Annotated in this window: 11 protein-coding genes and 3 tRNA genes; 8 read left to right on the top strand and 6 right to left on the bottom strand. The window is 56.0% G+C overall.

What is annotated here, in order from left to right; translation table 11 throughout:
* Window positions 1–2 precede the first annotated feature (2 nt).
* The 4 genes from cpoB (at window position 3) to ACVLVH_RS10020 (ending at window position 1271) form a co-directional block, all read left to right on the top strand.
* A complete protein-coding gene (gene cpoB / locus ACVLVH_RS10035; protein WP_101763206.1) occupies window positions 3–797 on the top strand; it encodes a cell division protein CpoB in 795 nt (264 codons plus the stop codon).
* Between the two features lie 166 nt (window positions 798–963).
* Window positions 964–1039 (top strand) — tRNA-Lys (locus ACVLVH_RS10030).
* A gap of 53 nt (window positions 1040–1092) precedes the next feature.
* Window positions 1093–1168, top strand: a tRNA-Lys gene (locus ACVLVH_RS10025).
* A gap of 27 nt (window positions 1169–1195) precedes the next feature.
* Window positions 1196–1271 (top strand) — tRNA-Lys (locus ACVLVH_RS10020).
* Between the two features lie 440 nt (window positions 1272–1711).
* On the opposite strand, the gene ACVLVH_RS10015 is transcribed toward ACVLVH_RS10020, so the two are convergent.
* The gene (locus tag ACVLVH_RS10015) at window positions 1712–3178 is read right to left on the bottom strand and encodes an AlkA N-terminal domain-containing protein (protein ID WP_312464859.1); all 1467 of its coding nucleotides are present in this window, start codon (window positions 3176–3178) and stop codon (window positions 1712–1714) included.
* 158 nt (window positions 3179–3336) lie between these two features.
* Here ACVLVH_RS10015 and ACVLVH_RS10010 point away from each other — a divergent pair, with 158 nt between their 5' ends.
* The 3 genes from ACVLVH_RS10010 (at window position 3337) to pnuC (ending at window position 5790) form a co-directional block, all read left to right on the top strand.
* Window positions 3337–3843, top strand: a complete 507-nt coding sequence (locus tag ACVLVH_RS10010) for a methylated-DNA--[protein]-cysteine S-methyltransferase (RefSeq protein WP_110865747.1) — start codon at window positions 3337–3339, stop codon at window positions 3841–3843.
* 135 nt (window positions 3844–3978) lie between these two features.
* Window positions 3979–5040 (top strand): quinolinate synthase NadA, encoded by a 1062-nt coding sequence (nadA, locus tag ACVLVH_RS10005; RefSeq protein WP_101763203.1) that lies wholly within the window; start codon window positions 3979–3981, stop codon window positions 5038–5040.
* Window positions 5041–5067: 27 nt separating this feature from the next.
* A complete protein-coding gene (pnuC, locus tag ACVLVH_RS10000) occupies window positions 5068–5790 on the top strand; it encodes a nicotinamide riboside transporter PnuC (protein WP_110865748.1) in 723 nt (240 codons plus the stop codon).
* On the opposite strand, the gene zitB is transcribed toward pnuC, so the two are convergent.
* The 4 genes from zitB to ACVLVH_RS09980 form a co-directional block, all read right to left on the bottom strand.
* On the bottom strand, window positions 5784–6749 hold the full coding sequence (gene zitB / locus ACVLVH_RS09995) for a CDF family zinc transporter ZitB (RefSeq protein WP_101763201.1): 966 nt from the start codon (window positions 6747–6749) through the stop codon (window positions 5784–5786). The two genes, pnuC and zitB, sit on opposite strands and share 7 nt — an antisense overlap.
* Window positions 6718–9747 (bottom strand): ATP-binding protein, encoded by a 3030-nt coding sequence (locus ACVLVH_RS09990; protein WP_498949432.1) that lies wholly within the window; start codon window positions 9745–9747, stop codon window positions 6718–6720. The genes zitB and ACVLVH_RS09990 overlap by 32 nt, the downstream gene beginning before the upstream one ends.
* 38 nt (window positions 9748–9785) lie before the next feature.
* Window positions 9786–10370: a response regulator transcription factor gene (locus tag ACVLVH_RS09985; RefSeq protein WP_110865750.1), complete on the bottom strand. Its 585-nt coding sequence runs from the start codon at window positions 10368–10370 to the stop codon at window positions 9786–9788.
* A 103-nt stretch (window positions 10371–10473) separates the two neighbouring features.
* Window positions 10474–10830, bottom strand: coding sequence for a YbgS-like family protein (locus ACVLVH_RS09980; protein ID WP_192414256.1), 357 nt, complete (start codon window positions 10828–10830; stop codon window positions 10474–10476).
* Window positions 10831–11129: 299 nt separating this feature from the next.
* Here ACVLVH_RS09980 and aroG point away from each other — a divergent pair, with 299 nt between their 5' ends.
* Window positions 11130–12182, top strand: coding sequence for a 3-deoxy-7-phosphoheptulonate synthase AroG (gene aroG / locus ACVLVH_RS09975; RefSeq protein WP_110865751.1), 1053 nt, complete (start codon window positions 11130–11132; stop codon window positions 12180–12182).
* Window positions 12183–12243: 61 nt separating this feature from the next.
* Here the strand turns inward: aroG and gpmA are convergent, their stop codons facing one another.
* The gene (gene gpmA / locus ACVLVH_RS09970; protein WP_008109047.1) at window positions 12244–12996 is read right to left on the bottom strand and encodes a 2,3-diphosphoglycerate-dependent phosphoglycerate mutase; all 753 of its coding nucleotides are present in this window, start codon (window positions 12994–12996) and stop codon (window positions 12244–12246) included.
* Between the last annotated feature and the right edge of the window lie 99 nt (window positions 12997–13095).

Below are 13095 nucleotides of genomic sequence, written 5' to 3'. Positions count from 1 at the left end.
TCATGATGAGTAACTTCAGACTTCATCTGTTGAGTCTGTCGTTACTGGTTGGTTTAGCGGCTCCTTTGGGGGCCGCTAATGCCCAGGCGTCAATCAGTAGCGTTGGCTCAGGCTCGGTCGAAGACCGTGTCACCACTCTTGAACGTATCTCTAATGCCCAGGCTCAGCTTTTGCAGCAATTGCAGCAGCAGATGAGCGACAACCAAAGCGATATCGATTCGCTGCGCGGGCAAATCCAGCAAAACAGCTATCAGCTTAATCAGGTGATTGAGCGCCAGAAGCAGCTCTATCAGCAAATCGACAGCCTTAGCTCCGGCAGTAATGGTGCGCAGGCGAGCGGTGGTGCTGATGCCGCTGCAGCGGGCGCTGCGGCTTCTGCGGATAGCGGTAGCAGCGCCAGTTCGGCCGCGCCAGCGCAAACCGGCGATGCCAACACGGACTATAATGCTGCGGTTGCGCTGATTCTGGAGAAGAAGCAGTACGATCAGGCGATTACTGCCCTGCAGGCTTGGGTGAAGAAATATCCTGATTCTACCTATCAGCCGAATGCCAATTACTGGCTGGGTCAGCTGTATTACAACAAGGGTAAAAAAGACGATTCGGCTTATTATTTTGCCACTGTGGTAAAAAATTACGCGAAATCGCCAAAAGCCCCGGAAGCGCTGTTTAAGGTTGGTGTGATCATGCAAGAGAAGAACGACACGGCGAAAGCCAAGGCTGTCTTCCAGCAAGTGATCAAACAATTCCCAAATAGTGATTCTGCTAAGCAGGCGCAAAAACGTCTTGCTGGGTTGTAATTTGTGCCTAAAAGACCGGATTTCGTGTGATTTCTGGTCTTACAGCATGAAAGGTAAGCAATTGAGACATTTAGTGGAAAATAAGGGTTGCGCCCTCCCGCTAAATCAGTAATATATGCCGCCGTTGCCGGGACATATCTTAACAAGTATCGGCAGCACTGAAGATGGGTCGTTAGCTCAGTTGGTAGAGCAGTTGACTTTTAATCAATTGGTCGCAGGTTCGAATCCTGCACGACCCACCATCTCAACCCGTTGTAAGTGAGATGATTTCTTCAGTAAGCTTCACAACCTTGATGGGTCGTTAGCTCAGTTGGTAGAGCAGTTGACTTTTAATCAATTGGTCGCAGGTTCGAATCCTGCACGACCCACCATCAAGTAAAGGTTGTAAGCCCCACAGCGGGTCGTTAGCTCAGTTGGTAGAGCAGTTGACTTTTAATCAATTGGTCGCAGGTTCGAATCCTGCACGACCCACCAGTTATGTAGAAAGGCGCCCTAAAGGCGCCTTTTTGCTTTTCTACGCTAGGTGGATTTGCTTTGAGATGGTGCACCGGCCAGATAAGGCGGGGCGGATCGCGAAGAAACCTCACATCCCTGTGGATCGGCCTCGCAAGTCCTCGCCTCATCCATGAGGCTCGCCCGCAAGCGGGCAACGCTTCGCGTTGTGCAAAAACGCTCCCGGCGTTTTTGTCCATGGCTCGGACGCTTCGCTCCTCCTGCTCCCGCCTTTTCTGGCCCTTATGCTTTGTCGTTGCTTGAAATAATCACACGCATACTGAACGAAGACGAAAGGACCGGGCGGTGGAGTAAAGCTTCCGGCGCATGGATGCGCCGGCAGAGCCTACAGGGATGTATCCACGGCGACTTTACGGAACCGCCCGGTCCTTCCGGCTGGTTGGCAAGCTTTTAAGCTAAATCTATTTTTTAAACTTAACCGGCGTCAGACTTTTCCAGATATGCAGCACCGCATAGCTGCGCCACGGCCGCCAAACCTGCGATAGCTGCTCCGCCACTTTGGCACTCACGCCGCCGAGATTATTACGAATCGCAATATCCTCTTTGGGAAACGCATCAGGCCAGCGCAGTGCGCGCATCGCGATATAACTTGCCGTCCACGGCCCAATGCCTTTCAGCGCCAGTAACTGCTGCTGAACCACGTCCGGATTCACCGCACCGTTAAAGCGTAATGCGCCGGAAGCACAGGCCTGCGCCAACGCCTGAATGGCATGTGAACGCGCACTGACGATTCCCAGGCTGGCAATATCATCGATGCTCGCCGCCGCTAGCGACTCCGCATTTGGCGGCAAACGCGAAAGTTCTGACCACGGCGTCACCAGCGGCTCACCAAAGCGCTGTGCCATTCGGCTGCTTAGCGTGGTTGCGGCTTTGACGGTAACCTGCTGCCCGAGTATCGCGCGCACACCCAACTCAAAGCCGTCAAACGCACCAGGAACGCGTAAGCCGGGAAAGCGCGATAAGCTCTCGGCTAATAACGGATCGTGGCTTAAATGTTCTGCTATGCGCTGTGGCTGCGCATCCAAATCAAATAGATCGCGTAGCCGACGCAGCAAAGCGGGCAGCACTGGCGTCAGCGATGTTGTGAATTGCACCTTCAGCGACTGTTTACCCGCAACATGGCTCACACGCACCCAGCCGCGACAGTTGCCCAGCGCCACGGTGCGGTGATACATGCCCTCGTTCACCCATTCCACCTCCTTCATCACGCGCTGTTGCAGGAAATCGAGCATCGCATCCCAATCGTAAGGCGGCCGATAACTCAGGCGCAGTTCGGCGCTCTCCTGCGTGGTTTTCACGGCGTCGGGTTGATTCTGCTTGCGCAGGCGGGAGGGCGTCATGCGATAGCGCGCCTGGAACACATCGTTAAAGCGCCTCAAACTGCGGAAGCCGCTGGCGTAAGCAATTTCCGTGACCGGCAAAGAGGTTTCTGTCAGAAGTTGCTTGGCTAGCAGCATACGACGTGTCTGACGCAGCTCTAAAGGCGATACGCCGAGCTCCTGCTGCACCACGCGACGTAATTGACGTTCACTGAGGTCAAACTCGCCAGCGATGTCTGCCAGCGTCTCCTGCTCTTCCAGTAAGCCCTCTTCGATGCGGCGAATCAAACGATCGGCAATGCGGTGATGGCTATCCACCGGCGCAGAGCCGGGTGCCAGTTCCGGACGGCAGCGTAAACACGGGCGGAAGTGCGCTTTCTCGGCGGCCTCTGCGCTGCTAAAAAACAGGCAGTTCTTCTGCATCGGCGCTTTCACTGGACAAATGGGGCGGCAATAGATGCCGGTGGATGTCACGCCAACAAAAAACAGCCCGTCGAAGCGGCTATCGCGCGACGTCAGCGCCTGGTACGCAATTTCAGCATCAAACATCATCGTCTCCGGCAAATAAACGGCATAGTCGCGCAAGCTGAACAGGAAAACTCGCTGCTTTCGGACAGCTAACCAGTTTATGCTGATGACCGAAAACAGCCAGTTTCCTGCGGCGGAAATGCGATAATCGCCAGCAGAGAATATGCCGGAGGTGCACCATGTATCATGCCAAAATCATCGCGACGCCCGTTGGTGAGCTCACGCTTGTTGCCACCGATAAAGGATTGTCGGCGATTCTGTGGGAAAACGAAGGGGCGCAGCGCGTGCCGCTGAAGCCGATCAGCCGTAACGATCAGCATCCAATTTTGTGTGAGGCCGAACGCCAGCTGCGCGAATATTTCGCCGGTGAGCGTCAGCAGTTTGATATGCCGTACGACACTGTCGGCACCGAGTTTCAGAAAAAAGTGTGGCAGGCGCTGCTCACCATCCCGTTTGGTGAAACGCGCAGCTACCAGCAAATCGCCGAGCAGATCGGCAATCCGAAAGCGGTGCGCGCCGTGGGCGCAGCGAACGGTAAAAATCCGCTGTCGATTATGGCGCCCTGCCATCGCGTGATTGGCAGCAACGGCAAACTCACCGGTTTTGCAGGCGGGCTCACCGTTAAAGCCTTCCTGCTGGAGCTGGAAAGTCCGCAGAAAACGTTGAGCAGCGCTTTGTTGCTGTAGAGCGCGCAAAAAAGAGACGACACTCTCGCGCAATTCCGCTATCGTGTTTAGCATATAAAACACGATAGCGGTTTTGATGCCGCATCATTGCCGTAACAGGCAATTTTGTTAAATTGAGAAAACGAGAGCCGTGTCATGAGCCTGATGTTCGATCCTGAAAGCGCGATCTATCCTTTCCCGCCGAAACCGGCACGTCTCAGCGACGATGAAAAAGCCCACTACAAAAACAAAATAAAACGCTTGCTGAAAGAACGCGATGCGGTGATGGTGGCGCATTACTACACCGATCCCGAAATTCAGGCGCTGGCGGAAGAGACCGGCGGCTGCGTATCGGACTCACTGGAAATGGCCCGTTTCGGCAGTACTCATCCCGCTAAAACCTTGCTGGTGGCGGGCGTGCGTTTTATGGGTGAAACCGCAAAAATCCTTAGCCCGGAAAAAACCGTGCTGATGCCCACCTTGCAGGCGGAATGCTCGCTCGATCTCGGTTGCCCAATTGAAGAATTTAACCGCTTCTGCGATCAGCATCCCGATCGCACTGTGGTGGTGTATGCCAACACCTCGGCGGCGGTTAAAGCGCGTGCGGATTGGGTCGTCACCTCGAGCATCGCGGTTGAGCTGATTGAGCATCTCGACAGCCTCGGCGAAAAAATCATCTGGGCACCGGATCGCCATCTCGGCCGCTACGTCACGCAAAAATCCGGCGCGGATGTGCTGTGCTGGCAGGGCGCCTGTATTGTGCATGACGAATTCAAAACACAGGCTTTGCAACGCATGAAGGCGCTCTATCCGCATGCGGCGGTGCTGGTGCATCCTGAATCACCGCAGGCGATTGTCGATCTGGCTGATGCGGTGGGATCCACCAGTCAGCTGATTCAGGCGGCGCAAAGTTTGCCGCATCCGCAGATGATCGTCGCCACCGATCGCGGCATCTTCTACAAAATGCAGCAGGCGGTGCCGAACAAAGAGTTGCTGGAAGCGCCCACCGCAGGCGAGGGCGCCACCTGCCGCAGCTGTGCGCACTGTCCTTGGATGGCGATGAACGGCCTGAAAGCGATTGCCGAAGGACTGGAGCGTGGCGGCAGCGCGCATGAGATCCATGTGGATAGCGCGTTGCGTGAGGCCGCGTTGCTACCGCTCAACCGCATGCTATCCTTTGCTGCAGATCTCAAACTTAAAATCAAAGGGAATGCATGACGGGCTCCCGTTACACAGGCACCTTATATGGACTTCTTTAGCACGCAAAATATTCTGGTTCACATTCCGCTCGGCGTTGGCGGCTACGATCTCTCATGGATCGAAGCCGTTGGCACCCTTGCGGGCCTGCTGTGCATCTGGCTCGCCAGCCTTGAGAAAATCATCAACTACTTTTTCGGGCTGATAAACGTCACGCTGTTCGCGGTGATCTTCTTCCAGATTCAGCTCTACGCCAGCTTGTTGCTGCAACTGTTCTTCTTCGTCGCCAACGTTTACGGCTGGTACGCGTGGAGTCGGCAAACCTCTAACAACGAAACGGAGCTGAGAATTCGCTGGCTGCCGCTGCCGAAAGCATTGGGCTGGGGCGCGGCGTGCGTGGTGGCGATTGCGCTGATGACGGTGTACATCGATCCGGTCTTTGCTTTCCTGACCAAAACAGCGGTCGGCATTATGCAGAGTCTGGGGCTTAACGTGGCGATGCCGCAACTGCAGCCTGACGCGTTCCCGTTCTGGGATTCGTGCATGATGGTGCTGTCGATTGTGGCGATGATTTTGATGACGCGTAAGTACGTTGAGAACTGGCTGCTTTGGGTGGTGATCAACGTTATCAGCGTGATGATCTTTGCGCGTCAGGGCGTATATGCCATGTCACTGGAGTACGCGATTCTGACGCTGATTGCGCTTAACGGTTCGCGCCTGTGGATGCAAAGCGCACGCGAACATGGCTCGCGCGCGCTGTCCCATCAGTGATGATGAGCGTGACCTTCCAGCGCAGCATGATCGTGGTGATCGTGCTGCGCGGCGCTATTATCTAAACACAACTCGCAGTCCGGCCCGCTGCACGGCTGATATTCCATCTGCACCGTGGCGTGGGCAATCTGATAGTGCTCATGCAAATAGTGGTGAATGCGCTTAAGCAGGCCGTCATGATCGTATGGCGGAATCACCTGCACATGCAGCGTCAGCACCGGTTTTTCACCCACTTGCCACAAATGAACGTGATGCACGTTACGTACTTCATCGATATTGCGCGTCAGCTCGCGTGACAGTTTATCCGCGTTGATATGGCCCGGCGCACCTTCCAGCAACTCATGCAGGCTCTCGCGCAGCAGCGACCAGGCGCTACGTACCACCAGCAATGACACCAGCAGCGACAAAATCGGGTCGATTGGCGTCCAGCCGGTCAGCATGATGATCACCGCCGCGACAATCGCACCGACCGAACCCAGCAAATCGCCCAGCACATGCAATGCCGCCGCACGTACGTTGAGATTCTTCTCTTCGCTGCCGCGATGCAGCAGCCAGAACGACAGCAGATTGGCCAGCAAACCGGCAATGGCGATGCCGAGCATCAATCCGCCGGCAATCGGCTGGGGTTCATAGAAGCGACGCAGCGCTTCCCAGACAATCAGCACCGTAATCACCAATAGCGCAATGGCGTTGACGAACGCCGCTAAGGTGGTGAGACGCAGCAAGCCGAAGGTATGGCGCGCGTTAGGCTTGCGCTGAGCAAACTGCACCGCGAGTAACGCCATCAGCAGCGCGGCGGCATCGGTCAACATATGTCCGGCATCGGCCAGCAGCGCCAGCGAGCCAGAAACCAGCCCGCCGATCACTTCGGCCACCATAAACAGCGCCGTTACGCCAAACGCCGCGGCCAGTCGTTTGCGGTTGCCGTTAGCGGTCCCGTGAGAATGCGTGTGTGCCATAATTATCCAGTTGTTTAAGTAACCTGTTTGTTAATGATATCAGTAAATTGAGATCATCAAGCGGCAACTGCTGCTGTTTAACCTGCTCAATCAACTGCTGACAGCGCTCGGCTACCTCATCAATGCCCAGCATCAACCAGCTGCCCTTCATGCGGTGTGCAGCCTGTTCCAGCGCCGTCCAATTTTGTGTATCGCGCGCGTTCAACAGCAAATCCCGATCCTGTTGCAGCGTGCGCTGCAAGGTTTGACAGATGCGCGGAATAAATGCCTGATTATCCTGCGCCAGAATCAGTAAGCTGTTTGGCAAGACATCCAATGGATCTTTTACTGCGCGCGCCAGCAGCCGTGCCAGATGATCGAGCTCAATGGGTTTGAGCAGCAGAGCTTCGTCATCCAGCAAGGCGATTTTCAGCAACTGAACATCTGCAGAGCAGAGCACGCGCAGCGAGGTGCTGCCGCGCTGGCGCTGACGACGGCGCAGAATACGCAGCAGCGTTAAACCATCCGGGCGCGGCATCATCTGGTCGATAAACAGAATATCGAAGGCGCGCTGAGCATCGGCGCGCAGCAGCGCTCGGCCCTCTTCAAATACCTGCGCCTCAACGCCAAACATCGCCAGCTGCTGCTGCATCACCAAAAGATTGGTCGGGTGATCGTCCACAATCGCCACGCGCAGCTGCGGGTAAACAGGCCAGCTGGCTGTGCGCTCGGTTAACGGCTCTTGGCTCACGACTAATGGCAACTGCACGCTGACCGTGGTGCCGCTGCCCGATGCTGAAGTGAGCGTTAGCGTACCGCCCATTCGTTGCACAATCTCGCGACAGATAAACAAACCTAAGCCGCTGCCTTGCACCGCATGGCTTTTGCCGGACGGCGCCTGATACCACGGCTCAAACAGTTTTGCCTGCTCGTTAAGCGGGATGCCGCTGCCGGTGTCGGTGACCGTAAGCTGGATGTGCTCACTGACCGCCAGCGACAGGCGCACTTCGCCTTCGCGGGTAAACTTCAGGGCGTTGGCCACCAGATTATTCACCACCTGCTGCAGGCGATCGCCATCCAGCAACACGCTGGCAGGCAGCGGCGTTAGCGCTTCGGCAACCAGGTTCGGCCCGGCATCGCGCATTAAGGGATGATAAAACTGCTGCTGTTGCTGCAGCCATAGCGTCAGATTGAGCGGGCGCGGCGCCAGACGGAAGCTCTGGCTCTCAATACGCGCGTGATCCTGCAAGTCGTTCAATAGCGCCATCAGCGACCGCGCGCTGCTGTGCATCAGCGCCAGCCGTTCATTCGGATGCTGCTGCTGTTCCAGCTCCAGCAAACCGAGTATCGCCTGCATCGGCGTGCGCAGTTCGTGGCTGGCAGTGGCAAGAAACTGGCTTTTGGCGGCATTGGCGCGTTCGGCCTGCTCACGCTGCAATCGGTCACGACGCTGCTGCCAGTAACGACGCGCCAGCAAGCCCAACAGCAACAGAATAATTACGCCTGCCGCAAGCAAAATCATCAGCGGAATATTGCGCATCGCCATCGTCGTGCCGGGCTGCGGCGGCTGTGACCAGCTGACTCGCATCTGGTTGAGCGTATCAGGCGGGATTTGCTGCAATGCATGGTCGAGCAGGGCGCGCAGCTCAGGCTGTTCAGCACTGACCTGCGGCGCCAGCGGCCAGGCGATATCGCTGGCAGCAAACGCCAGATGCACACGATTATCTTCGTGACTCGCCATACGCCAGCGGGCAGAGAGCACGTTATCTACCAGCGCATCGATCTGACCGTTATTCAGCGCTTGCCACAGCTGCGTCCGATCGTCGAACGGCTGCGGCGTAATACCTGACGGCAGCAAACGTATGGCGAGATCGTCGCGTAATACGCCCACGCGCTGGCCTTGTAACGATTGCCAGTTCATTGGCTGATGCGTGGCAAGCGTGTAAATGCCCCAAATGGCGCGCCATACCGGCAAAGTATTGCTGCCGGGATCGTCGCCATACAGCGGCTGCAACAGGTTGAGCATCACCTGCTGTTGCTGCAGTAGCTTGGCGGCCTGCTGCGGATTGTTGACCCAGCGCGGGGTAAAACGCAGGCCGGTACTTTGGCTCAGCGCGTTCAGCATGTCGATGCCGAAGCCGCGCGCGTTGCCGCTGCTGTCGCGATAACTCCAGGGCGCGTTATCCGCCTCAACCGCATACGGAATCTCAGTATGTTGCGCCAGCCACTGCGTTTCGCTGGCCGACAGCATCAGAGTTTGAGTGTCCTGATAACGCAGCAGCGGCGGGCTCCAGCGCTGCTGGACCCGACTGCTGAACTCGGCGGGCAGCAGACGCAGCTGGCTGTTAAGCCAGTGGATCAGCGCGGCATTGCGCGTCATTGCGCGTAGCGTTAATTCGCCCGCGCCAGGATCGGCAGTGATTTGGTAAATTTGTCCTTGCTGCAGCTGGCCCAGCAAGAAACCGGCGCTGGCTTCATCGGCGACCAGATAATCGCTTTGCTGATTGAGCAGCGCATACAGCGCCTGCAGATCGCCCGGCAAGGTGTGCCAGCGATGCTGCTGCACAAATTCAGTGGGCAACTGCGCCAGCGTCGCTTCGGCAATGGTGAGCTGCGCGGTTTCGCTATTGAACATCACCGCGCGCTGATTATCCCGGTTGCGATAGATGCGAATCGGGCTGCTGTACCAGCTGTCGCTGAGCAGCACATCGGATGGGAGCTGGGCATGTTGATTACTTAACACCAAATCCACCTCGCCGCGCTGCAAGGCTGCCAGTTGCTGCGCGCGATCGGCATAGCTTTGCAGCGTGAAATGCGTACCGGTCAACTGGCTTAGGGCGCTGAGATAGTCGGCGTCGATGCCCCAGAGGTGATCGCCAATACGCATCGCCCAGGGTGCGCTGTTTTGTGCCGGCACCGAGACGCGCAACGTTGCGCCAGGCCACGGCTCGGCGTGCGGGGCCGGCATCATCGCGGGTAGCATCACGCTGCTGGCGGGTTGCAGATCGGCTTTCGCCATCACACTAAGCAGCAGCGTACACAGCAGCAAACAGATCCTCACTGCTGCGCTTTCCACAGCTCAGCCAGCTCAACCACCGACTGTACGCCGGTTTTCTCCAGGATGTTCTTCTTGTGGGTGCTAACGGTTTTATTGCTGATATGCAGCTGTTCGCCAATCTGCAGATTCGAGAGGCCGCGCACCAGCAACGCTACAATCTGCTGCTCTTTCTCGGTTAACGGCAGTTCGATACGTTCCGGCAGCGGCGGAAAAGCCTGCTGGCCGCCTAGCACCGCCAGAATCGCGCTCAGCAGTTGCGCCATGCTTTGGCTTTTCACCACGTAACCAGCAGCGCCAAGCGACACGGCGCTGAGCAGCGTGTGGCGGCTCTGCTGCGCGGAATAGATCAACACCGGGCAGTGCTGATTACGCATGCGCAACCGGCGCAGCAGTTCGAGTCCGTCGCAATCGGGTAAACCGATATCCAGCACAATTAAATCGATGGGATGTTGTTGAAGCAGTTGGCGCGCCTGCGCTTCGTCGCCAGCGGCGTGAATGTTCAACGTGATAGGAGCGTTAACGCAAGCCGCTTCCAGTGCGACGGCAACTAACGGGTGATCATCAATAAGCAGCAATGAAGCCATGAAACAGTTCCTGTGAATTTCATTGCTTCAGCATAGCGGAAAAGGGCGGGAGGCAAAATAAAAGGGAGAGCCGAAGCTCTCCCTTGATCAAACAGAAGGAACCTTATTGCGAAGTACCATCTGTTTTATGTTTCACGTGGCCGCCACCCTCTTTGGTGTCGACTTTTTTATTCATGTCCGGGCATTTGCCGTCTTTGCACATGCTGTTTTTGTGCACCTGGCTGGCTGACATATTGCTTGAGTCAGTGCCTGACGTTGCTGCGCTGTTGGTATTGGTGCTACCGCTGTTAATTTTGCTGTTATCAACATTGTTAGGTGGCAGATTCTGTTTTGCACCGCCAGCTGCTGCACCGGCTTCAGCTGAAGCGTTGGCCGCACCATTGTTGTTATCCGCAGCCATTACAGCACCGCTACCCATGGTCATCGCTGCTGTCAGAAAGATCATTGCAAACTTATTCATCATTATGCTCCAGTAATTAATGGATAGTTGCCGTCTAACACCCGCTGGTGTTGAGTGACGAAAATAGCGTGCCGCGATGGAATAAAATCCACCTTATACGCTTCACTTAAAAATTTAATTTTGCAAACACATCATTCCTTAGTGCTTACATTTAAAAAGCTTAGTGCATGGATATATAAATGCAAATTTGAGATGTACATTTTAAGCGCGGTGCGTAATTTACACCCACCGCGTGAAGGGCTAAAGTGGGCGGGTTGCGCCCGACGGACGTTGGGCCAGAAATTTGAATGGAATTGTGTATGGATTACCAGAACGATGATTTACGCATCAGAGAGATCAAAGAGTTACTGCCTCCTGTTGCTTTGCTTGAAAAATTCCCCGCCACCGATAAAGCGGCTGCAACCGTAGCGCAGTCACGTCAGGCGATTCACCGCATTCTTCATGGCGAAGACGATCGTCTGCTGGTGGTGATCGGTCCGTGCTCAATTCACGATACCCAGGCTGCGCAAGAGTATGCGACGCGCCTGCTGGCACTGCGTGATGAGCTGAAAGACGATCTCGAAGTGGTGATGCGCGTTTACTTTGAAAAACCGCGCACCACGGTGGGCTGGAAAGGGCTGATCAACGACCCGTTTATGGATGGCAGCTTCCAGATCAATGACGGCCTGCGCCTGGCGCGCAAGCTGCTGGTGGATATCAACGATATCGGGTTGCCAGCCGCCGGTGAGTTCCTCGATATGATCACGCCACAATATATGGCCGACCTGATGAGCTGGGGCGCGATTGGCGCACGTACCACCGAATCGCAGGTGCATCGCGAACTCTCTTCCGGCCTCTCTTGCCCGGTGGGCTTCAAAAACGGTACCGACGGCACCATCAAAGTGGCGATTGACGCCATCGGTGCGGCCAGCGCGCCACACTGCTTCCTGTCAGTCACCAAATATGGTCACTCGGCGATTGTCGAAACCAGCGGTAACGAAGACTGCCACATCATCCTGCGCGGCGGCAAAGAGCCGAACTACAGCGCCGAACACGTGGCGGCCGTGAAAACCGGTCTGGAGAAAGCAGGCTTGCGTCCGCAAGTGATGATCGACTTCAGCCATGCTAATAGCAGCAAGCAGTTCCAGCGTCAGATGGTGGTTGCCGACGACGTGGCACAGCAAATTGCCGGTGGTGAGCAGGCGATTACTGGCGTGATGATTGAGAGTCATCTGGTGGAAGGTAATCAGAGCCTCGAAAGCGGCAAACCGCTGGTGTACGGCCAGAGCGTGACCGATGCCTGTATCGGCTGGGAAGACACTGAGAAGGCGTTGCGTCAGCTGGCTCAGGCGGTCAAACAGCGCCGCAGCTAAGCCAATGCGGCAATAAAAAAGGCCAGACTTGCGTCTGGCCTTTTTGCGTTTCAGCGTTCGCTTACTTCGCTTTACCCTGGTTGGCTACGGCTGCGGCTTTCGCAGCAATCTCATCAGCATCACCCAGATAGTAACGTTTGAGCGGCTTGAAGTTCTCATCGAACTCATACACCAACGGCACGCCAGTTGGGATGTTCAGTTCGAGGATCTCGTCTTCGCTCAGGTTGTCGAGGTATTTAACCAGCGCACGCAGTGAGTTGCCGTGTGCAGCAACGATCACTTTCTCACCGCTCTTAATGCGCGGCAGAATGCTTTCGTTCCAGTAAGGAATCACGCGTTCGATGGTCAGCGCCAGGCTTTCGGTGGTTGGCAGCTGCGCGTCAGTCAGTGAAGCGTAACGCGGATCGTGGCCAGGGAAACGCTCATCAGCGCGATCGAGTTCGGGTGGCGTGATAGCAAAGCCACGACGCCACTGTTTCACCTGCTCGTCACCGTATTTAGCGGCGGTTTCTGCTTTATCCAGACCTTGCAGCGCACCGTAGTGACGCTCGTTCAGACGCCAGGTTTTTTCAACCGGCAGCCAAGCCTGATCCAGCTCATCCAGCACGTTCCACAGGGTATGGATAGCGCGCTTCAGCACTGAGGTGTAAGCGAAATCAAACACGAAACCTTCTTTCTTCAGCAGCTGACCGGCTGCTTTGGCTTCAGTGCGACCTTTGTCAGACAGGTCAACGTCGTACCATCCGGTGAAGCGGTTTTCCTGGTTCCACTGGCTTTCGCCGTGTCGCACCAGTACCAGCTTAGTTACGGCCATAGCTTTACTCCTTAATGCTCGATTTACGATTAGTATTGAAACCGGCTGCGGCCACTGAGAAGCGGCTCACTAATAGCGCCATACCATAGCGGAAAACAA

It is taken from the genome of Kluyvera sp. 1366, from assembly GCF_054823405.1.
The sequence above is the reverse complement of the archived record's forward strand: the minus strand, read 5'-3'. Positions and strand labels throughout refer to the sequence as shown.